Here is a 20,615-nt window from a genome sequence, read left to right as displayed (position 1 = left end):
CATTAGGAACAATGTACTCTGTGAAACCATACTTGGATACAGGGTTCCGTTTTCTCTGACAATACTAATATTTTTGAGGTGCTATAGATGAGTGAAGCTGATGCTCGTCCATCAAACTTTATTCGCCAGATCATTGATAAAGATCTAGCGGATGGTAAACACACTAGCGTGCATACTCGATTCCCGCCGGAGCCAAATGGCTACCTGCATATCGGTCATGCTAAGTCTATCTGTTTGAACTTCGGTATTGCTCAGGACTACCAGGGTCAATGTAATCTGCGTTTCGACGATACAAACCCTGAAAAAGAAGACATCGAATACGTTGAGTCTATCAAGAAAGATGTAAACTGGTTGGGCTTTGAGTGGAGTGGTGAAGTATGTTACTCATCAAACTACTTCGATAAGCTTTACGAATATGCAATTGAATTGATTAACAAAGGCTTAGCGTACGTAGATGAGCTAAGTCCAGAGCAAATTCGTGAATACCGCGGCACACTAAAGGCGCCAGGTAAACCAAGTCCATACCGTGACCGTTCTGTTGAAGAGAACTTGGCGTTGTTTGAAAAAATGCGCGCTGGTGAATTTGAAGAAGGTAAAGCGTGTCTTCGTGCTAAAATCGACATGGGTTCTTCATTCATGGTCATGCGCGATCCAGTTTTATACCGTGTGCGTTTTGCTACGCACCACCAAACTGGTGATAAGTGGTGCATTTACCCAATGTACGACTTTACGCACTGTATTTCTGATGCATTAGAAGGCATTACGCACTCTATTTGTACGCTTGAATTCATGGATAACCGTCGTCTGTACGATTGGGTTCTAGACAACATCACGATCGAAAGCCGTCCACATCAATACGAGTTCAGTCGTTTAAACCTTGAATATACAGTGATGTCTAAGCGTAAGCTTAACCAGCTAGTTACTGAAAAACTGGTTAATGGTTGGGATGATCCACGTATGCCGACTGTCTCAGGTCTGCGTCGTCGTGGCTTCACACCTGCATCTATTCGTGAGTTTTGTAAGCGTATTGGTGTAACGAAGCAAGAAAATATGATCGAGTTTAGTTCATTAGAATCTTGTATTCGTGATGACCTAAACGAGAACGCTCCGCGTGCAATGGCTGTACTGGATCCTGTTAAAGTTGTTATCGAAAACTTTGAAGCAGGCGCAGTAGAAAACTTGACAGTTGCCAACCACCCAAATAAACCAGAAATGGGCGTGCGTGAAGTGCCATTCACGCGTGAATTGTGGATTGAGCGTGAAGACTTCCGTGAAGAAGCGAACAAAAAGTACAAGCGTTTAGTGCTAGGTAAAGAAGTTCGTTTACGTGGTGCTTACGTGATCAAAGCGGAGCGCGTTGAAAAAGATGCAGAAGGCAACATCACAACTATCTTCTGTTCTTATGATGCAGATACGCTAGGTAAAAACCCAGCAGATGGTCGTAAAGTGAAAGGCGTTATTCATTGGGTGTCAGCAGATAAAGCTCTTCCTGCGGAAATTCGTCTGTACGATCGTTTATTTACGGTGCCAAACCCAGGCGCAGCGGAAGATTTTGCTTCTACTATCAACCCTGAATCATTAGTTGTGATCAATGGCTTTGTCGAGCCTAGCCTAGCTTCTGCAGAAGCAGAAAAAGGTTACCAGTTTGAACGTATGGGTTACTTCTGTGCAGACTCGAAAGACTCTTCAGCAGATAATCTAGTATTCAACCGCACGGTTGGTTTACGTGATACCTGGGCAAAAATTGAGAATCAATAATCTCAATTAATGCTGAGAGTGATGAAAAATGCCAGCAAACGCTGGCATTTTTTATACCTAATCCCACAGAGTGCTATACAGATGTGCAAAACTGTGGATAAAAAAGATGGGTGTTTAGTAGCTTTTGTTCTGTAACCAAAGTACTGACGTCTAAGGTACTGACTTCTAGAAACAAAAAACGCCAGCATGTGCTGACGTTTACTTTTTAAATTAACAAACCCTTATTTTTTCGGTTTGTGTGCATCTGGATTGTCTTTACAACCACCATCGCTACACTTGCCGTACAAGTATAAGCTGTGGTTTGTTAGTGTGACATTGTACTTAGCTGCAATCTCTTTTTGACGTTCTTCAATAAGATCGTCAGAAAATTCAATTACCTCACCACAGTCTAGGCACACTAGGTGGTCGTGGTGATGTTGAGTCGATAATTCGAAGACTGACTTTCCACCTTCAAAGTGGTGACGAGTTACAATACCAGCATCGTCGAACTGGTTTAGAACTCGGTAAACAGTTGCTAGGCCAATTTCTTCACCTAGATCAATCAACTTTTTGTACAAATCTTCAGCACTGATGTGCTGGCAGTCTGGCTGCTGAAGTACTTCTAGAATTTTTAGCCTCGGAAGGGTTACTTTTAAACCCGCATCCTTCAGCGCCTGATTATTATCTGACATATACTTTCCCGTTGGATCATCTGCAGCGATTTAACAGAATTCAATCTTCCTACCATTATAGGATAAGCGTTCGGAACATTAAACCACGAACTTCAAAGGGTTAATAGAATCTTTTTGTAAATTAGAAACAGGTCCATTATATTACAGCTCTGACTAGTTACAATTGTGTAACATTAAGCTTGGAGAGGGCAGGGATAGCGATGAATAGGCGACTAGCGAAGATATACAAACCAGGAATTGTAAAGTTCGCACTCAATATTTGGCCTCCTTTTTGGGGGGCGGGTATTAAAATCTTACATATTTCTCAAGACTTCCGTACTGTAAAGGTACGTTTAAAGCTTCGCTGGTGGAATAAAAATGCCAATCGCACCCAATATGGCGGCAGTATTTTCTCTTTAACTGATCCTATTTACTCGTTGATGCTGATGGGGATTCTACGAGAGGAATATTATGTGTGGGATAAAGAGGCAAGCATTAACTTTATTAAGCCGGGGCAAAGTGATTTGTTTGCAGAATTTGAGGTCACTGAAGGGATGCTGGAAAACATTTATCAAATGACACGGAATGGAGAAAAGTGTTTTCCTGAGTTTATTACTCATGTAAAAGATAAACAGGGGAATGTGGTTTCAGAGGTTCAACGCAAGCTTTATGTAAGAAAGAAACCTCAGTATCGCGAAGAGGAAGTACTTACCGATGCTGTGTGACAATACATACAAAAAGACCTCCAAGTGGAGGTCTTTGCATCATTCAATTTGATTAGCCTTCTAGCTCAGCTAAACACATCTCTTCATAGATTTGTTTAACCCAGCTTTCAACACGCTCGTCAGTCAATTCTGGTTGGCGGTCTTCATCAATACATAGACCTACGAATTGGCTTTCGTCACCTTCAACAAGTGCTTTAGACGCTTCAAATTCGTAGCTTTCTGTCGAGGTATGGCCAAGAATTGTGCCGCCTTTAGATTCAACGATATCACGGACTGTGCCCATCGCGTCACAGAAGTATTCTGCGTAGTCTTCTTGGTCGCCACAGCCAAAGATAGCCACTAGCTTAGTAGAGAAGTCGATTTGCTCAAGCTCAGGGAAGAAGTCATCCCAATCACATTGTGCTTCGCCGTAGTACCAAGTTGGGATACCTAGAAGAAGAAGATTGAAGTTATCAATGTCTTCTTTGCTGCTTTTCGCGATGTCTTGAACGTGAACTAGATGTTTACCTAGTTGCTTTTGAATCATCTTTGCAACGGCTTCAGTATTACCTGTGTCGCTACCGAAGAAGATACCTACACTTGCCATAGAGTCTATACCTTTACATTGTTTGTTATTGGCGATGCTACTAAGGGTTTAACCTAACCCTGAGCCTTCCCAAGTTAGCTGAATTACACCTTTTGCAATAAAGCCAGCACAGCCTAGGAAAAGGACTAACCACACAATACGACGACCAAAAACAGGTACATTGCCTTGCTTTAGCACATCTTTTATCGCCATCCCGATGAAAAAAAAGATAGCAGCAAAAAGAAGATTGAGCCCAATAGACTCGAGCATATCCATATAGTCGTAAAGCATTTTAGCCCTTCATGCCGAAAAATCTTGGGCGCACTATACCACTGTTAAACGGTAAAGTTAATGCACTACAAGAAGGGTTATTTCAATAATCTAGTGTTGCTTTTCGAATTTGTTAACTCGAAATGTATTTTCGAATGACTCTCATTACTTCTGTCGGTTTCTCGGCGTGTAACCAGTGACCAGTGCCAGCGATAATGTGTGCTTTAGCATGGTTAAATTGTCGCTTCACTGCCGGCTGATGTTCTGGCATTAAGTAGTCAGAGTCGCCGCCTTTGATAAACAAAGTTGGGATATCTGTTGGTGTGATTTCTTGCCAGCCAATAATTTGGTCATAATTCTCAAAAAGGCTCGGTACGTTAAACCGCCAATCCATCTTATCGCCATTTTTGTACAGTGATTTAGAGAGAAATTGTCTTACACCATCGAGTTCAATATGTTGAGCTAGGATATCCATGGCTTGCTGTCGATTTGCTGGTTTTTCATTAATAACAGCATGTAAGCCGTTAAAAACATTATCGTGACGGTTCGTAGTGTAGGCTACAGGCGCCATGTCGAGAACGACTAACTGCTTGACTACATTTGGAGCAATGTCCACAAGAGCCATCGCGACTTTTCCGCCCATGGAGTGACCAATAACAATAGATGGTTCAACGTTTAAGTGCTGAAGGAGCTGAGCCACATCTTTTGCCATATCGGTATAGTTATGGACTTCGGAGTGGAAAGAGAGGCCGTGATTTCTCAGATCAATACTGATCACCGTGTGATCTTTAATAAGATCGCGGGCGAGTAGACCCAGATTACTTAAACTACCAAACAATCCGTGAATCAAAACAACTGTTTGGCCTTGGCCTTCCTGCTTATAGTTGAGTAATGCTGACATTTTATCTTATTCGTGATGGGTTTAACGTGGAGTATCCGCGTGGATCTCGTTATAATCCCCCAGAGTTTAAACATTGAGAATGTGAAAAGCGAATGAAAACAATTGAGGTTGATGAGGATCTATACCGTTATATAGCTAGTCAAACTAAGCATATCGGTGAAAGCGCCTCGGATATTTTGCGACGCCTTTTAAACCTTGATGGTCAGTTGCAGGAAGCTAAAGACGCGCCTGTAGTAGAGAAGCCACAAGGGATTGTAGTAAGTAAAGATGCGGGTAAAACGGAATCTGTTGATGTAGTGAAAGAAATGCGTTCGCTGCTTATTTCTGATGAGTTTGCCGGTCTAAAAAAAGCGATTGATCGCTTTATGTTAGTATTATCGACCTTACATAAATTGAATCCAGAAGGTTTCGCCCAGGCTACGAATGTAAAAGGACGCAAACGCGTGTACTTTGCAGATAATGAAGAAACCTTGCTAGCAAACGGTAATACGACCAAGCCAAAAGCCATTCCTGGCACACCGTTTTGGGTTATCACGAATAACAATACAAGTCGTAAAAGACAGATGGTTGAACAAGTGATGGCACACATGGGGTTCCAACCTGACTTAATAGAAAAAGTAACAGGTTCAATCTAAGAAACCTGATAGAAGCCTCATAATGCGTCGCAGTGAGCGGATATTATGAGGCTTTTTTAATTTTATTTGTATTGAAAGAAAGGATGTCAAACATGGCTATGCACCCTCGTGCTGGGCAAAAAGCGCAGCAGGAAGATCTTCACAATATCCCAGCACTCGTTGCTAACTACTTCTTACTTCAACCAGACGCGGCAAACGCAGAACACAAAGTTCAATTTGGTACTTCTGGCCACCGCGGTACTGCAGACAAGCACACTTTTAACGAAAACCACATTTTAGCGATCGCTCAAGCGGTAGCAGAAGTTCGTGCTGAGCAAGGCACAATTGGCCCGTTGTTTGTGGGTAAAGACACGCATGCGCTATCTGAGCCTGCTTTTTCAAGTGTGATTGAAGTATTGATTGCAAATGGTGTGAAAGTGATTGTCCAACAAGACAACGGTTACACGCCAACACCGGGTATTTCACACGCGATTCTGACTTACAACATCAAACACGATGAAAAAGCAGACGGTATCGTTATTACCCCATCACATAACCCACCACAAGACGGCGGTATCAAATACAATCCGACACATGGTGGCCCTGCAGAAGCAGAGTTGACTCAAGCTATCGAAGATCGTGCGAACGAACTGATTGCTGAAGGTTTACAAGGTGTGAAACGCCTACCACTAGCAGAAGCAAAAGCATCGGATCTGTTTGTAGAGATGGACTTGGTGAAGCCATACATCGATGACCTGGTGAACGTTATCGATATGGAAGCAATCCAAAAAGCGAACCTGAAGATTGGTGTAGATCCATTGGGTGGCAGCGGTATCGATTACTGGCGTCAAATTGGTCAGGCATACAACCTAGACCTAACGCTAGTAAGTGAATCGATCGATCCTTCTTTCCAATTCATGTCGCTAGATAAAGACGGCGTTGTGCGTATGGACTGTTCTTCTCCTTACGCAATGGCGGGTCTATTGGCACTGAAAGACGAATACGATTTAGCATTTGGTAACGATCCTGACTACGACCGTCACGGTATCGTTACGCCAAAAGGTTTGATGAACCCGAACCACTTCTTAGCCGTTTGTATTGACTACTTGTACCGTCATCGTGACGCGTGGGGTAAAGACGTCGCTGTTGGTAAAACACTAGTATCAAGTGCACTGATTGACCGTGTTGTGGCGGATCTAGGTCGTGAACTATGTGAAGTACCAGTAGGCTTCAAATGGTTTGTAGACGGTCTGTACACTGGTAAGTTTGGTTTCGGCGGCGAAGAAAGTGCTGGTGCGTCATTCCTTCGTAAAGATGGCACGCCTTGGTCAACAGACAAAGACGGCATCTTGTTATGTCTTCTAGCGGCAGAGATCACTGCGGTAACGGGTAAGAACCCACAAGACTACTATGAAGAGCTAGCGGCGAAACACGGTGAGTCGAAATACAACCGTATTCAAGCTGTAGCGAATGGCCCACAAAAAGACGTACTGAAGAAGTTGTCACCAGAAATGGTCGCGGCTGAAACACTAGCGGGTGATCCAATTACGGCTCGTCTCACGCATGCGCCTGGTAATGGTGCTGCAATCGGTGGTCTAAAAGTAACGACGGCAAACGGCTGGTTCGCTGCTCGTCCATCAGGCACAGAGGACATCTACAAGATTTACTGTGAAAGCTTCAAAGGTGAAGAGCACCTAAAACAAATCGAAGCAGAAGCACAAGAGATCGTTAATCAAGTGTTTGCAGCTGCCGGCCTGTAAACCATTCAATAGTCGATTTAGAAAACAAAGGGTTGATGTGCAAGCATCAACCCTTTTGCGTTTAAGATTCCTGAACTGAGTTGTTTCCGGGCCAGGAATCCGGTACCACAAACCAGAATTGACCGTCCTCCGTTTGTGCATGTACAAATCGGTCTGAAGGCTTTTCAATGGGTTGAGATAAATCGTCCGTACCAATCGCCCAGCATGGTTTGTGTAAATGATAAAGTGGCTTACCGATTAACTCCCATTGGCTCTGGTAGCACCAGTAACCACTAATCTGACTTGGATTTAGTTCATAACCCAAGCACTCGCTAGGAGTTGGCTCTGGAGTAAACGGATTAATATAGAGTCGTCCTTGCATCAATAAACGTTCTTGTGGAGCGTCGTTTAACGGAATTATTTTTTGAAATTCCGGGCGATCGCTCATTTTCAACTGATGAGTAAGCATTCTATTCAGTTTTGTATGCAGCTGGTCGTGAGCATTCGGACCATACCATACGCCGTTATAAAGAAGATAAAACTTAATCGCTACTTCCCAGTGTTCTATTTGATTTGATTCTGTATTCCGCAACACCAAGTCGATAGCACCAATAGTCTTACCTTCGATGTCGTTTAACTGAACCTCTTCCGCGATAACCTGATATCGTTCTGAACTAGAGAGAACTGCAGTGCATAAGTGCTGATATAAAAAGCCCAATCTTGGATTACCATTGTATTGCTCAGCGTTATTTAAAGGCGTTACCGAAAGATCCTCTAAGGTTGTAAACGGAGGGCGTAACTTGAAAAGAGGAGGTGAAGTGGCGATCCATTGGTAAAAGCGTTGCAGTTGGTTCATCCGTATCCCTATATGTATGGTGAGGCGACAAGCTTTGTTATTGTAACTAAATTTGCTTTTGAGGGTAGGGTGGCTAGCATCGATATTAGGGTTCGAGATACACTTTAAGTACCTAAATGATATCAAGGTGCCAGATGTCAAAACGTTGTTGTATCAACTAGGTTGCACACTCTCGGTCTGATTTCATCGAGAGGTTATTTAGGTTTACATGCGCTAGAAATTGGAAGTAATAATGAATAACTTAAAGCTAGAACAGATTCTTAATGACAAACTGTCACCGCAGTTAATTAAAGATTACGCACCAAACGGGTTACAGGTAGAAGGGACGCCAGCCGTAAAGCGTATTATCACTGGCGTAACTGCCTCTCAAGCCTTAATCGATAAAGCGATTGAGCTTAATGCAGACGCATTACTCGTTCATCACGGTTATTTTTGGAAAGGTGAACCTGAGCCAATTCGTGGTATGAAAGGTAAACGAATTCGTAGTCTGATCAAAAACGATATCAACTTATATGGTTATCACCTTCCTCTAGATATTCATCCAGAGCTAGGCAACAACGCTGAATTAGCTCGCTTACTTAAAATCGAAGTAGAAGGTGGGCTTGAAGGGCACCCTCAGTCAGTTGTTATGTTTGGGCGCTTGAAAAAGCCGATGTCTGGTGTTGAATTTGCGAGTAAGATCAACCAAGTTCTTGATAGAGAGCCTCTGCATATCGCTCCAGAGAATACCGATAAGATGATTGAGACAGTCGGCTGGTGCACTGGTGGAGGGCAGGATTTCATTGAACTTGCTGTACAGCACGGGCTGGATGCATTTATCTCTGGAGAAATTTCAGAGCGCACCACTTATACCGCTCGTGAAATGGACATTCATTACTATGCTGCAGGTCATCATGCTACTGAGCGTTATGGTGTTCAGGCTTTAGGCAAATGGCTAGCGGATGAATATGGCCTACATGTGGAGTTTATCGATATTGATAATCCGGTTTAACGTTCGCTATTAGTAACGTTAAGCGCTGAAAAGGAAAAGGGTTGAGACGAAAATCTCAACCCTTTTGTTTGTCTATCTTCGTACTAAAAGATCATTCACGTTCGTGAAGTGGAGAAAACTCACGTTGTGTTTCGCCAGTGTATAGCTGACGAGGACGACCGATGCGGTTCAGTGGATCGCTGTGCATTTCGTTCCAGTGAGCAATCCAGCCGATGGTACGAGAAATCGCGAAGATAACCGTAAACATAGAAACTGGAATACCAATCGCTTTAAGAATGATACCTGAGTAGAAGTCTACGTTCGGGTACAGCTTCTTAGACACGAAGTACTCATCAGAAAGCGCAATGCGCTCAAGTTCCATTGCAACGTCTAGCAGAGGATCTTGAATGTTTAGCTCTTTGAGAACTTCATGACACGTTTCGCGCATTACTGTCGCACGTGGGTCGTAGTTCTTGTAAACGCGGTGACCAAAGCCCATTAAGCGGAATGGGTCATCTTTGTCTTTCGCGCGGTCTACATATTCAGGGATGTTATCGACGCTGCCAATCTCTTCTAGCATTCTCAAGCAGGCTTCGTTTGCACCACCGTGAGCAGGTCCCCAAAGGGATGCAATACCAGCGGCAATACATGCAAATGGGTTCGCACCAGAAGAGCCAGCTAGACGAACAGTTGATGTCGACGCATTCTGTTCGTGATCCGCGTGTAGAGTGAAAATCTTATCCATCGCACGGGCAACCACAGGATTTACTTCATACTCTTCGCAAGGGTTTGCGAACATCATATGCAAGAAGTTCTCTGCGTAGCTAAGGTCGTTACGAGGGTAAATAAATGGCTGACCGATAGAGTATTTGTAACACATCGCCGCCAGTGTTGGCATTTTTGACAGCAGACGGTACGCTGCAATTTCGCGGTGTTCGTCGTTGTTAATGTCAAGAGAGTCGTGATAGAAGGCTGCAAGTGCTCCAACTACACCACACATTACCGCCATTGGGTGTGCATCGCGTCGGAAGCCATGGAAAAAGCTTGCGATTTGCTCGTGTACCATTGTGTGACGAGTAACGGTCGTTTTGAATTGCTCGTATTGTTCTCGGGTAGGGGCTTCACCATAAAGAAGGATGTAACATACTTCTAAGTAATCTGCGTTATTGGCTAATTGATCAATCGGGAAACCGCGGTGCAAAAGAATGCCTTTGCCGCCATCGATGTACGTGATTGATGATTCACAAGATGCAGTGGCAAGAAAACCTGGGTCAAAAGTAAAGTAACCATTGGCTCCCAGCTTACGAACGTCAATTACAGGTGTACCTAGCGTACCGTCCATAATTGGCAGTTCGATTGGCGCTTGACCTTCAACATGAAGGGTCGCTTTCTTATCCGCCATAACAATCTCCTTTGTTTATTATTTAATCCGTCCAGGATGTTTATGTGCCATTTTTGTACTGTTGTTAAAGCTTAAAGTCAATTTTTCTCCATCTTTGTGTGCACTTGTTATGATTTTTCTCATGAAAATCGTTAAAAATCTGTTCTATGTAGCATAATTTGTTACACCAATTGTATTAGAATGTTGCTCGCCGTATATTGGCAAAGAAAATTTTAGTTAAATCCTTATAAATTCGGGGCTAGAAACAAAGAGTGAGGTTTGTTGCTGGATTCCGTTTGTTAACAACTTGTTTACACTTATCTGAGTGGTTACTCGCGATATTTGTTAAATAGATGTTAACTTTTGTACGTTTGGAAGCTGAAATTGGTTATAACAATAAATGCTCAATGGAGCTGAGTGAGCAAGCCCGTGAAAGAAAGAAAGTCAAGACCTGTTAATTTAGATTTACAGACCATCCACTTTCCTATCACAGCAATCGCATCCATCCTACACCGTGTGTCTGGGGTAATTACGTTTGTTGCGGTGGGTATATTACTGTGGTTACTATCCATTTCTCTGTCATCCCCAATGGGTTTTATGGAAGCCGCTGACATCGTCGATAGCTTCTTCGTAAAATTCATCCTGTGGGGAATTCTTACTGCACTTGCCTACCACATCGCAGGTGGTATCCGTCACTTATTGATGGATCTGGGTCACTTTGAAGAACTAGATTCAGGCACGATGAGCGCTAAAGTCGCGTTTGGTGCAACAGCAGTATTATCATTATTGGCGGGGATCTTGGTATGGTAAAACACGTATCTTCATTTGGTCGTAATGGTGTACACGATTTCCTACTAATTCGTGCAACTGCAATCATTATGACGCTATACACGATTTATCTGATTAGCTTCTGTGCATTTTCAGATATCTCTTACGCATCTTGGACCCAATTCTTTGGTGGTACCTTCACTAAAGTATTCACCATGTTGGCACTTGTCTCGATCCTGATTCACGCTTGGGTTGGTTTGTGGCAGGTATTAACTGATTACATTAAGTGCGCGAAACTACGTGGCGCACTACAACTTGGTGTTATTGCCGTGCTATTCGGCTATGTCTTCTCTGGTCTATTTATTCTGTGGGGTGCGTAAGTGTCTATTCCAGTTCGTGAGTTTGATGCCGTAGTAATCGGCGCTGGTGGTGCAGGTATGCGCGCTGCACTACAAATTTCAGAACAAGGCCTATCATGTGCTTTGTTGTCAAAAGTATTTCCAACACGTTCTCATACTGTGTCTGCACAGGGTGGCATTACTGTTGCTCTGGGTAACTCGCACAAAGACGATTGGCAATGGCACATGTACGATACCGTTAAAGGTTCCGACTACATCGGTGACCAGAACGCGATTGAATACATGTGTAAAAATGGTCCTGAGTCAGTTATCGAGCTTGAAAAAATGGGTCTGCCATTCTCTCGTTTCGATAACGGTACCATCTACCAACGTCCATTCGGTGGTCAATCTAAAGAGTTTGGTGGTGAGCAGGCTGCTCGTACAGCCGCTGCTGCAGACCGTACTGGTCACGCACTTCTTCACACGCTTTACCAGCAAAACGTAAAACACAAAACAACCATCTTCTCGGAGTGGTACGCTTTGGATCTTGTGAAAAACCAAGACGGCGCAATCATGGGTTGTACTGCGATTTGTATGGAAACGGGTGAAATCTGTTACTTCAAATCAAAAGCAACCATTCTAGCTACAGGTGGTGCAGGTCGTATTTACGCATCGACCACTAACGCGCACATCAACACGGGTGATGGCGTTGGTATGGCACTTCGCGCAGGCGTTCCAATGCAAGACATGGAAATGTGGCAGTTCCACCCAACAGGTATTGCTGGCGCGGGTGTTCTAGTGACGGAAGGTTGTCGTGGTGAAGGTGGTTACCTTCTAAATAAAGATGGTGAACGCTTCATGGAGCGCTACGCACCAAACGCGAAAGACCTTGCTGGTCGTGACGTGGTTGCTCGTTCAATGATGATTGAAATCCGTGAAGGCCGCGGCTGTGATGGTCCTTGGGGTCCACATATCAAGTTGAAACTTGATCACCTTGGTAAAGAAGTACTTGAATCACGTCTACCAGGTATCTGTGAACTGTCTCGTACATTTGCACACGTTGACCCTGTGAAAGAGCCAATTCCAGTAATTCCAACTTGTCACTACATGATGGGTGGTGTACCTACTCAAGTCTCTGGCCAAGCAATTAAGCAGAAGGCCGACGGTAGCGAGATGGAAGTACAAGGCCTTTACGCATGTGGTGAGATTGCTTCTGTATCGGTACACGGTGCTAACCGTCTGGGCGGCAACTCATTACTAGACTTGGTCGTATTTGGTCGTGCCACTGGCTTGCACCTTGGCGAAACGCTAGCAGCGCAAGCAGAAGCTCGTCCTGCAACAGAATCTGATATTGAAGCGTCTCTAGCGCGTACTATGCGTTGGGAAAACAGCACTGGTGGTGAAGATCCAGTTCAGATTCGTAAAGACCTACAAGCATGCATGCAAAACAGCTTCTCGGTATTCCGTGAAGGCGATGCGATGGCAACCGGTCTAGAAGAGTTGAAAGTGATTCGCGAACGTTTGAAAGATGCGCATCTAGCGGACAAGTCTTCAGAGTTCAACACGCAGCGTATTGAGTGTCTAGAACTTGATAACCTGATGGAAACCGCGTTTTCAACTGCCGTTGCAGCGAACTACCGTACAGAGAGTCGTGGCGCACATGCTCGTTTCGATTTCCCTGAGCGTGATGATGAGAACTGGCTATGCCACTCTATCTACAATCCGGAAACAGAAGCGATGACTAAGCGTGATGTAAACATGACGCCAACGCATCGTGAAGCTTTCCCGCCGAAAGTACGTACATACTAAAGGGAGGATACGACTATGAAATTAAACTTCTCTTTATACCGTTACAATCCGGATGTGGATACTAAGCCTTACATGAAAGAGTATACCCTTGAGGTAGACGAAGGCTCAGACATGATGGTGCTTGATGCATTGATTCTGCTAAAAGAGCAAGATCCAAGCATCGCGTTCCGTCGCTCATGCCGTGAAGGGGTATGTGGTTCTGATGGTTTGAATATGAATGGTAAAAACGGCCTAGCGTGTATCACACCGTTATCTGCTCTACAAGGCGATAAGATAGTTATTCGTCCACTACCAGGGTTACCTGTCGTACGCGATCTTATCGTTGACATGACGCAGTTCTATGATAACTATGCGAAAGTTAAACCATTCTTGATTGATGATGGTGCATTACCACCATCACGTGAGAACCTACAATCGCCTGATGATCGTGCGCATTTAGATGGATTGTACGAATGTATCATGTGTGCATGTTGTACAACGTCTTGCCCATCATTCTGGTGGAACCCTGATAAATTCATCGGCCCAGCTGGTCTTCTCGCAGCGTACCGTTGGCTAATTGATAGCCGCGATACGGCAACAGATGAACGTTTGTCTGATCTTGATGATGCATTTAGCGTTTTTCGTTGCCATGGCATCATGAATTGTGTAAGTGTTTGTCCTAAGGGATTAAATCCGACGAAAGCCATCGGTCACATTAAGTCGATGTTGGTTAATCGTTCGGTTTAATTTACTCGCTCTTAGGAGTGTCGCAGTGTTGCGGATCACCCGATATGACCGCTTCACTGCTTCAGTAATATTCGAGTAAAGAATACAAAAATTGCCGACCGTATTTTTAGTCGGCTCTTATAGCTCGGCAAAGACCGAAGCAAACGTGAAAACTACTGGTTAAGGGAAAATATGCACAACGGCGTGATGAAGGCATGGCTCGAGTCTTCACACTTGGCTGGCGCCAATGCAACGTATGTAGAGGACCTCTACGAACTGTATCTAAGTGATCCCGATCTGGTAAGTGAGGAGTGGAAACGTGTTTTTGAAGGCTTGCCTAAGCCATCAGAAGAAGTGGCAGAACAACCACATTCACGTGTCCGTGACTACTTCCGACGACTCGCTAGAGAAACAAAGCATTACAATGTCCAAGTTAGTGACCCAGATGTCGATGCAAAACAAGTAAAAGTTCTACAGCTAATCAACGCATACCGTTTCCGCGGGCATGAAGCTGCAGAATTAGACCCACTAGGTCTATGGCAACGCCCAACAGTGGCGGAGTTAGACCCTGCTTTTCATAATCTTACCGAAGATGACTTCGAAGAAACTTTCAACGTAGGTTCTTTTGCTGTTGGGCAAGAAACCATGAAGTTGAAAGATATCTATGAAGCCCTCAACAAAACTTATTGCGGTTCCATCGGTGCTGAATACATGCACATGACTGACACAGAGCAAAAGCGTTGGATTCAGCAACGCCTTGAGTCTGTCGTAGGCCAGCCATCATTCAACAAAGATGAGAAGCGAACATTCCTAGAAGAGCTAACAGCCGCTGAAGGTTTGGAGCGTTACCTCGGGGCGAAATTCCCAGGTGCAAAACGTTTCTCGTTAGAAGGTGGTGATGCGCTGATTCCGATGACGAAAGAGTTGATCCGTCATGCGGGTACAAGTGGAATGCGTGAAGTGGTTATCGGTATGGCTCACCGCGGTCGTTTGAACATGCTGGTGAACGTACTTGGTAAGAAACCTCAAGACCTGTTTGATGAGTTCGCCGGTAAACACGACGAAACTTGGGGTACGGGTGATGTGAAATATCACCAAGGTTTCTCTGCTGATTTTGCGACTCCAGGCGGTGATGTTCACTTAGCACTTGCATTTAACCCGTCGCACCTAGAAATCGTAAACCCAGTAGTCATGGGCTCAGTTCGAGCACGTCAAGATCGCTTGGGTGATAATCAAGGTAGCAAAGTGCTTCCTATCACCATCCACGGTGATTCTGCAATCGCTGGTCAGGGTGTGGTTGCCGAAACTTTCAACATGTCTCTTGCTCGTGGGTTCCAAGTTGGTGGTACGGTACGTATCGTCATCAACAACCAAGTAGGCTTTACGACGTCTAATCCTCGTGACACGCGTTCTACAATGTACTGTACCGATATCGCGAAGATGGTGCAGGCGCCAATTTTCCATGTAAATGCAGATGACCCAGAAGCAGTTGCTTTTGTTACTCGCATTGCATTGGATTACCGTAACGAGTTCAAGCGTGATGTCGTGATCGATCTTGTATGTTACCGTCGCCACGGTCACAATGAGGCGGATGAGCCAAATGCGACTCAGCCTTTGATGTACCAGAAAATCAAAAAGCATCCTACACCACGCAAATTGTATGCAGATGTTCTGATCGACAAAAATGAGTCAGATATCGAGACGGCGACTCAGTTAGTCAATGAGTATCGCGATGCATTAGATCGCGGTGAAGTGGTTGTTAAAGAATGGCGTCCAATGGCGTTGCACTCTGTAGACTGGTCCCCTTACTTAGGGCACGAATGGGATATGGAGTGGGATTCAAAATACGACAAGACACGCCTTATTGAGCTAGGCAATCGTCTGTGTCAGTACCCAGAAAGCCATAAACTGCAAAGCCGTGTTAATAAGCTATACAATGATCGTCTAGCAATGATGACCGGTGAAAAAGCTATTGACTGGGGTATGGCTGAAACATTGGCGTATGCTACATTGGTTGACGATGGCAAGCGTATTCGTCTTTCTGGTCAGGACTCGGGTCGTGGTACTTTCTTCCACCGTCACTCGGTTCTTCATAACCAAACCGATGCAAGCACTTACATTCCATTAGCGAATATTCATGACAACCAAGGGCCATTCCAAGTCTTTGACTCAGTATTGTCAGAAGAAGCTGTGTTGGCGTTTGAATACGGTTACGCAACAGCCGAACCAGGTGGTTTAACTATCTGGGAAGCACAGTTTGGTGATTTTGCCAACGGTGCACAAGTTGTTATCGACCAGTTTATCTCGTCAGGCGAGCAAAAGTGGGCGCGTTTGTGCGGTCTTACTATGCTTCTACCTCATGGTTATGAAGGTCAAGGTCCTGAGCACTCATCTGCACGTTTAGAGCGTTACCTTCAGCTTTGTGCTGAGCAAAATATGCAGGTTGTGGTTCCTTCAACACCGGCTCAGGTGTACCACATGATTCGTCGTCAGGTTGTACGCCCAATGCGTCGACCTCTCATTGTTATGTCGCCGAAATCTTTGTTGCGCCACCCTCTATGTACTTCAACGATTGAAGACTTGGCGGATGGTACATTCCAATCTGCAATTCCAGAAGTAGATGATTTAGAACCAAGCAAAGTGAAACGTGTCGTGTTCTGTGCTGGTAAGGTTTACTTTGACCTACTAGAGCAGCGCCGTAACAACGAGCAAGACGATGTTGCTATCGTGCGTATTGAACAGCTTTACCCATTCCCAATGGAAGAAGTACAAGCAGCAATTGCTCAATACACTAACGTTGAAGACTTCGTGTGGTGTCAGGAAGAACCTCAGAACCAAGGTGCTTGGTACTGTAGCCAACATAACTTCCGTGCCGCTATTCCTGCAGGTGCAAATCTTAAATACGCAGGTCGCCCAGCTTCTGCTTCGCCAGCAGTTGGCTACATGTCGGTGCACTTGAAACAACAAAAAGCGTTGGTTGAAGACGCTCTGAACGTGAACTCAAAAACTTCGAATTAAGAACTAGAAGTTAAAGGAAGAAACAGATATGACAATTGAAATTCTGGTTCCAGATTTACCTGAATCAGTTGCTGATGCAACCGTAGCGACATGGCACAAACAACCAGGCGACGCAGTAGAGCGTGACGAGGTTTTGGTTGACATCGAAACAGACAAAGTTGTGCTAGAGGTTCCAGCTCCGGAAGCTGGCGTTTTAGAAGCTATTGTTGAAGCAGAAGGTGCGACAGTACTTTCTAAACAAATCATTGCTAAATTGAAGCCAGGCGCAGTTGCAGGTGAACCAACTGCAGACAAAACAGAAGGTACTGAAGCATCTCCTGATAAGCGTCACAAAGCTGCGCTTAGCGAAGAAAGTAATGACGCATTAAGCCCAGCAGTGCGCCGTTTATTGGCTGAACATGGCTTAGAAGCAAGCCAAGTGAAAGGCACTGGTGTTGGTGGTCGTATTACGCGCGAAGATATTGAAGCGCATCTTGCGAACGCTAAATCTGCGTCAAAAGAAGACTCGCCAGCAGTGGTTGACGTGCCAGCAGCGGCTCGCAGTCAGAAGCGTGTTCCAATGACTCGCCTTCGTAAGACAGTTGCTAACCGTCTGCTAGAAGCGAAGAACAACACGGCAATGCTAACGACGTTTAACGAAGTGAACATGAAACCAATCATGGACCTTCGTAAGCAGTACAAAGATCAGTTCGAAGAGCGTCACGGTATTCGTTTGGGCTTCATGTCTTTCTACGTGAAAGCAGTAACAGAAGCGCTTAAGCGTTACCCAGAAGTAAATGCTTCGATTGATGGCGATGACATTGTTTACCACAACTACTTCGACATTAGCATGGCGGTATCAACGCCACGTGGTCTAGTTACACCTGTCCTAAAAGACTGTGACAAGCTTGGTTTCGCTGATGTTGAAAAAGGCATCAAAGAGCTGGCTATTAAAGGTCGTGATGGCAAGCTAACGGTAGACGAGCTAATGGGCGGTAACTTCACTATCACAAACGGTGGTGTGTTCGGTTCACTAATGTCTACACCAATCATCAACCCACCTCAATCAGCGATTCTTGGTATGCATAAGATCCAAGAGCGTCCGATGGCAGTGGATGGCAAAGTTGAAATCTTGCCGATGATGTACCTAGCGTTATCTTACGATCACCGCCTAATTGACGGTCGTGAATCAGTTGGCTTCCTAGTAACGATTAAAGAGTTACTAGAGGACCCAGCACGTCTCCTATTAGACGTTTAATATCGCTAAAACGTCTAGTTATCGTAGGTAGCTAGACGTTAAAAATTTCAATGGCTAGACTAGCTCAACGTTTGGCCTTCATTTTAATCCTTCAGTATGAGAACTCATGATGAAGGATTGATTTGAGAAGACCCTACAGACGTACAAGCAGCCAAGACTGCAGCGTTATGGAAATAATAAATCCCTTAAGGGAAAAACAAACGGAATATCGAAATGAATTTGCATGAATACCAAGCCAAACAGCTGTTTGCAGAATTCGGTTTGCCTGTGCCAGAAGGCTACGCGTGTGATACACCACAAGAAGCTTTTGAAGCCGCAGGCCGTATCAGTACAGCCAAGAAAGTAGTTAAATGTCAGGTTCACGCTGGTGGCCGTGGTAAAGCGGGTGGCGTAGAGCTACACGATACAAAAGAAGGCGTTAAAGAGTTTGCACAGAAGTGGTTAGGTAAAAACCTAGTAACTTACCAAACAGACGCAAATGGTCAGCCAGTAACAAAAATCCTTGTTGAAGAAGCTTCAAATATTGCGAACGAACTATACCTAGGTGCGGTAGTTGACCGTGCTAGCCGTAAGATCGTTTTCATGGCTTCTACCGAAGGTGGTGTGGAAATTGAAAAAGTTGCGGAAGAAACGCCGGAACTCATCCACAAAGCAGCAATTGACCCACTAGTAGGTCCACAAGCTTACCAAGGTCGTGAGCTAGCGTTCAAACTTGGTCTTGAAGGCGACCAAATCAAACAATTCGTTAAGATCTTTATGGGTCTTGGCACTATGTTCTCTCAGTACGATCTTGCTCTGCTAGAGATCAACCCACTTGTGATTACTGGCGAAGGCAACTTGCTATGTCTTGACGGTAAGATCAACATCGACTCAAACGCACTGTATCGTCAGCCTAAGCTTCGTGAAATGCACGATCCTTCACAAGAAGATGAGCGTGAAGCACACGCAGCTCAGTGGGAGCTGAACTACGTAGCACTAGACGGTAACGTTGGCTGTATGGTTAACGGTGCAGGCCTAGCAATGGGTACGATGGATATCGTAAACCTACACGGCGGCAAACCAGCTAACTTCTTAGATGTAGGTGGCGGCGCGACGAAAGAGCGTGTTGCTGAAGCATTCAAGATCATCCTATCTGATGACAATGTGAAAGCGGTACTTGTTAACATCTTTGGTGGTATTGTACGTTGTGACATGATCGCAGAAGGTATTATCGGTGCGGTTAAACAGGTAGGCGTAAGCGTACCTGTTGTTGTTCGTCTTGAAGGTACTAACGCTGACCTAGGTCGCGAAGTTCTTGCTAATTCTGATGTTGATATCATTGCTGCTGAGTCGCTAACTGATGCTGCTCAGAAAGTTGTTGCTGCTGCGGAGGCTAAATAATGTCTGTATTAATTAACAAAGACACTAAAGTAATCTGTCAGGGGTTCACTGGTGGTCAAGGTACTTTCCACTCAGAGCAAGCTATCGCATACGGTACGCAAATGGTTGGTGGTGTGTCTCCAGGTAAAGGCGGCCAAACTCACCTAGGTCTTCCTGTATTCAACACAGTTCGTGAAGCAGTAGAAGCGACTGGTGCAACAGCGACAGTCATCTACGTACCAGCTCCTTTCTGTAAAGATGCAATCCTAGAAGCGATTGACGCGGGTATCGAGCTAATCGTAACGATTACTGAAGGTATCCCTACTACAGATATGATCGACGTGAAAGTGAAGCTAGAAGAAACTGGCGTTCGCATGATTGGTCCTAACTGTCCGGGCGTTATCACTCCTGATGAGTGTAAGATCGGTATCATGCCTGGTCACATCCACAAGAAAGGCAAAGTAGGTATTGTATCTCGTAGCGGTACTCTAACTTACGAAGCAGTTAAACAAACCACTGACGAAGGTTTCGGCCAGTCTACTTGTGTTGGTATCGGTGGTGACCCAATCCCGGGTTCAAACTTCATTGATATCCTAAAACTGTTCCAAGAAGACCCTGAGACAGAAGCGATCGTTATGATCGGTGAGATCGGTGGTACTGCAGAAGAAGAAGCAGCAGCATACATTAAAGAAAATGTAACGAAGCCAGTGGTTTCTTACATTGCTGGTGTAACTGCGCCTCCTGGTAAGCGTATGGGCCATGCTGGTGCGATTATCTCTGGTGGTAAAGGTACTGCTGAAGACAAATTCGCTGCACTAGAAGCGGCTGGCGTTAAAACTGTGAAATCTCTAGCAGAGATTGGCCAAGGTCTACGTGAAGTGACGGGTTGGTAATCGACCACACTGCTTAATAAGTATTAAAAAGCCTGCGATTTCGCAGGCTTTTCTTTTTC

Annotated in this window: 19 protein-coding genes; 13 read left to right on the top strand and 6 right to left on the bottom strand. The window is 44.7% G+C overall.

Features of this window, described 5'->3' with window-relative positions:
- The first annotated feature begins 87 nt into the window (after positions 1 to 87).
- Entirely contained in the window at positions 88 to 1,758 is a 1,671-nt protein-coding gene (gene glnS, locus UQW94_RS18485) for a glutamine--tRNA ligase (protein ID WP_005382124.1), read from the top strand.
- Between the two features lie 221 nt (positions 1,759 to 1,979).
- Here glnS and fcrX read toward each other — a convergent pair whose 3' ends face one another.
- On the bottom strand, positions 1,980 to 2,429 hold the full coding sequence (gene fcrX, locus UQW94_RS18480; RefSeq protein WP_005382141.1) for a ferric iron uptake transcriptional regulator FcrX: 450 nt from the start codon (positions 2,427 to 2,429) through the stop codon (positions 1,980 to 1,982).
- Between the two features lie 200 nt (positions 2,430 to 2,629).
- On the opposite strand from fcrX, the gene UQW94_RS18475 reads away from it, so the two are divergent.
- Positions 2,630 to 3,133, top strand: a complete 504-nt coding sequence (locus UQW94_RS18475) for a DUF4442 domain-containing protein (RefSeq protein WP_005382144.1) — start codon at positions 2,630 to 2,632, stop codon at positions 3,131 to 3,133.
- 52 nt (positions 3,134 to 3,185) lie between these two features.
- On the opposite strand, the gene fldA is transcribed toward UQW94_RS18475, so the two are convergent.
- The 3 genes from fldA to UQW94_RS18460 form a co-directional block, all read right to left on the bottom strand.
- On the bottom strand, positions 3,186 to 3,719 hold the full coding sequence (gene fldA / locus UQW94_RS18470) for a flavodoxin FldA (RefSeq protein WP_322142475.1): 534 nt from the start codon (positions 3,717 to 3,719) through the stop codon (positions 3,186 to 3,188).
- 48 nt (positions 3,720 to 3,767) lie between these two features.
- Positions 3,768 to 3,989: a DUF2788 domain-containing protein gene (locus tag UQW94_RS18465; protein ID WP_322142474.1), complete on the bottom strand. Its 222-nt coding sequence runs from the start codon at positions 3,987 to 3,989 to the stop codon at positions 3,768 to 3,770.
- A 112-nt stretch (positions 3,990 to 4,101) separates the two neighbouring features.
- Positions 4,102 to 4,869, bottom strand: a complete 768-nt coding sequence (locus UQW94_RS18460) for an alpha/beta fold hydrolase (protein ID WP_017819953.1) — start codon at positions 4,867 to 4,869, stop codon at positions 4,102 to 4,104.
- 92 nt (positions 4,870 to 4,961) lie between these two features.
- On the opposite strand from UQW94_RS18460, the gene seqA reads away from it, so the two are divergent.
- Both seqA and pgm read left to right on the top strand, forming a co-directional pair.
- On the top strand, positions 4,962 to 5,504 hold the full coding sequence (gene seqA / locus UQW94_RS18455) for a replication initiation negative regulator SeqA (RefSeq protein ID WP_262902122.1): 543 nt from the start codon (positions 4,962 to 4,964) through the stop codon (positions 5,502 to 5,504).
- 92 nt (positions 5,505 to 5,596) lie between these two features.
- On the top strand, positions 5,597 to 7,243 hold the full coding sequence (gene pgm, locus UQW94_RS18450; protein ID WP_213987175.1) for a phosphoglucomutase (alpha-D-glucose-1,6-bisphosphate-dependent): 1,647 nt from the start codon (positions 5,597 to 5,599) through the stop codon (positions 7,241 to 7,243).
- A gap of 61 nt (positions 7,244 to 7,304) precedes the next feature.
- Here pgm and UQW94_RS18445 read toward each other — a convergent pair whose 3' ends face one another.
- Entirely contained in the window at positions 7,305 to 8,078 is a 774-nt protein-coding gene (locus tag UQW94_RS18445; RefSeq protein WP_053303293.1) for a DUF1853 family protein, read from the bottom strand.
- A 232-nt stretch (positions 8,079 to 8,310) separates the two neighbouring features.
- Between UQW94_RS18445 and UQW94_RS18440 the strand changes: the two genes are divergently transcribed.
- Positions 8,311 to 9,069: a Nif3-like dinuclear metal center hexameric protein gene (locus tag UQW94_RS18440; RefSeq protein WP_262902121.1), complete on the top strand. Its 759-nt coding sequence runs from the start codon at positions 8,311 to 8,313 to the stop codon at positions 9,067 to 9,069.
- Positions 9,070 to 9,160: 91 nt separating this feature from the next.
- On the opposite strand, the gene UQW94_RS18435 is transcribed toward UQW94_RS18440, so the two are convergent.
- Complete coding sequence (locus tag UQW94_RS18435) at positions 9,161 to 10,450, bottom strand: citrate synthase (RefSeq protein WP_005382163.1); 1,290 nt, start codon at positions 10,448 to 10,450, stop codon at positions 9,161 to 9,163.
- A gap of 396 nt (positions 10,451 to 10,846) precedes the next feature.
- Here UQW94_RS18435 and sdhC point away from each other — a divergent pair, with 396 nt between their 5' ends.
- The 8 genes from sdhC to sucD all read left to right on the top strand — a co-directional run bounded on the left by sdhC (position 10,847) and on the right by sucD (position 20,556).
- On the top strand, positions 10,847 to 11,239 hold the full coding sequence (gene sdhC / locus UQW94_RS18430) for a succinate dehydrogenase cytochrome b556 subunit (protein ID WP_017634811.1): 393 nt from the start codon (positions 10,847 to 10,849) through the stop codon (positions 11,237 to 11,239).
- Entirely contained in the window at positions 11,233 to 11,577 is a 345-nt protein-coding gene (gene sdhD, locus UQW94_RS18425; protein WP_005382169.1) for a succinate dehydrogenase, hydrophobic membrane anchor protein, read from the top strand. The genes sdhC and sdhD overlap by 7 nt, the downstream gene beginning before the upstream one ends.
- Positions 11,578 to 13,344 (top strand): succinate dehydrogenase flavoprotein subunit, encoded by a 1,767-nt coding sequence (gene sdhA / locus UQW94_RS18420; protein ID WP_005382172.1) that lies wholly within the window; start codon positions 11,578 to 11,580, stop codon positions 13,342 to 13,344. It abuts the gene before it with no gap.
- 15 nt (positions 13,345 to 13,359) lie between these two features.
- Positions 13,360 to 14,070: a succinate dehydrogenase iron-sulfur subunit gene (locus UQW94_RS18415; protein WP_005382174.1), complete on the top strand. Its 711-nt coding sequence runs from the start codon at positions 13,360 to 13,362 to the stop codon at positions 14,068 to 14,070.
- 171 nt (positions 14,071 to 14,241) lie between these two features.
- The gene (gene sucA / locus UQW94_RS18410) at positions 14,242 to 17,067 is read left to right on the top strand and encodes a 2-oxoglutarate dehydrogenase E1 component (protein WP_005382176.1); all 2,826 of its coding nucleotides are present in this window, start codon (positions 14,242 to 14,244) and stop codon (positions 17,065 to 17,067) included.
- 28 nt (positions 17,068 to 17,095) lie between these two features.
- Positions 17,096 to 18,304, top strand: coding sequence for a 2-oxoglutarate dehydrogenase complex dihydrolipoyllysine-residue succinyltransferase (gene odhB, locus UQW94_RS18405; protein ID WP_005382177.1), 1,209 nt, complete (start codon positions 17,096 to 17,098; stop codon positions 18,302 to 18,304).
- A gap of 213 nt (positions 18,305 to 18,517) precedes the next feature.
- Positions 18,518 to 19,684, top strand: coding sequence for an ADP-forming succinate--CoA ligase subunit beta (gene sucC, locus UQW94_RS18400; protein ID WP_262902120.1), 1,167 nt, complete (start codon positions 18,518 to 18,520; stop codon positions 19,682 to 19,684).
- Positions 19,684 to 20,556, top strand: a complete 873-nt coding sequence (gene sucD, locus UQW94_RS18395) for a succinate--CoA ligase subunit alpha (protein ID WP_005382181.1) — start codon at positions 19,684 to 19,686, stop codon at positions 20,554 to 20,556. The genes sucC and sucD overlap by 1 nt, the downstream gene beginning before the upstream one ends.
- Positions 20,557 to 20,615 lie beyond the last annotated feature (59 nt).

The organism is Vibrio sp. PBL-C16, assembly GCF_034321865.1.
GTDB classification, from domain to species: Bacteria; Pseudomonadota; Gammaproteobacteria; order Enterobacterales; family Vibrionaceae; genus Vibrio; species Vibrio alginolyticus.
This window is presented reverse-complemented; position numbering and strand designations above follow the sequence as displayed.

What these genes read in the sequence shown, in the direction of transcription:
- glnS (WP_005382124.1), top strand. Translation starts at nt 88, where the DNA reads ATGAGTGAAGCTGATGCTCGTCCATCAAACTTTATTCGCCAGATCATT.
- fcrX (WP_005382141.1), bottom strand. Translation starts at nt 2,429, where the DNA reads ATGTCAGATAATAATCAGGCGCTGAAGGATGCGGGTTTAAAAGTAACC.
- UQW94_RS18475 (WP_005382144.1), top strand. Translation starts at nt 2,630, where the DNA reads ATGAATAGGCGACTAGCGAAGATATACAAACCAGGAATTGTAAAGTTC.
- fldA (WP_322142475.1), bottom strand. Translation starts at nt 3,719, where the DNA reads ATGGCAAGTGTAGGTATCTTCTTCGGTAGCGACACAGGTAATACTGAA.
- UQW94_RS18465 (WP_322142474.1), bottom strand. Translation starts at nt 3,989, where the DNA reads ATGCTTTACGACTATATGGATATGCTCGAGTCTATTGGGCTCAATCTT.
- UQW94_RS18460 (WP_017819953.1), bottom strand. Translation starts at nt 4,869, where the DNA reads ATGTCAGCATTACTCAACTATAAGCAGGAAGGCCAAGGCCAAACAGTT.
- seqA (WP_262902122.1), top strand. Translation starts at nt 4,962, where the DNA reads ATGAAAACAATTGAGGTTGATGAGGATCTATACCGTTATATAGCTAGT.
- pgm (WP_213987175.1), top strand. Translation starts at nt 5,597, where the DNA reads ATGGCTATGCACCCTCGTGCTGGGCAAAAAGCGCAGCAGGAAGATCTT.
- UQW94_RS18445 (WP_053303293.1), bottom strand. Translation starts at nt 8,078, where the DNA reads ATGAACCAACTGCAACGCTTTTACCAATGGATCGCCACTTCACCTCCT.
- UQW94_RS18440 (WP_262902121.1), top strand. Translation starts at nt 8,311, where the DNA reads ATGAATAACTTAAAGCTAGAACAGATTCTTAATGACAAACTGTCACCG.
- UQW94_RS18435 (WP_005382163.1), bottom strand. Translation starts at nt 10,450, where the DNA reads ATGGCGGATAAGAAAGCGACCCTTCATGTTGAAGGTCAAGCGCCAATC.
- sdhD (WP_005382169.1), top strand. Translation starts at nt 11,233, where the DNA reads ATGGTAAAACACGTATCTTCATTTGGTCGTAATGGTGTACACGATTTC.
- UQW94_RS18415 (WP_005382174.1), top strand. Translation starts at nt 13,360, where the DNA reads ATGAAATTAAACTTCTCTTTATACCGTTACAATCCGGATGTGGATACT.
- sucA (WP_005382176.1), top strand. Translation starts at nt 14,242, where the DNA reads ATGCACAACGGCGTGATGAAGGCATGGCTCGAGTCTTCACACTTGGCT.
- odhB (WP_005382177.1), top strand. Translation starts at nt 17,096, where the DNA reads ATGACAATTGAAATTCTGGTTCCAGATTTACCTGAATCAGTTGCTGAT.
- sucC (WP_262902120.1), top strand. Translation starts at nt 18,518, where the DNA reads ATGAATTTGCATGAATACCAAGCCAAACAGCTGTTTGCAGAATTCGGT.
- sucD (WP_005382181.1), top strand. Translation starts at nt 19,684, where the DNA reads ATGTCTGTATTAATTAACAAAGACACTAAAGTAATCTGTCAGGGGTTC.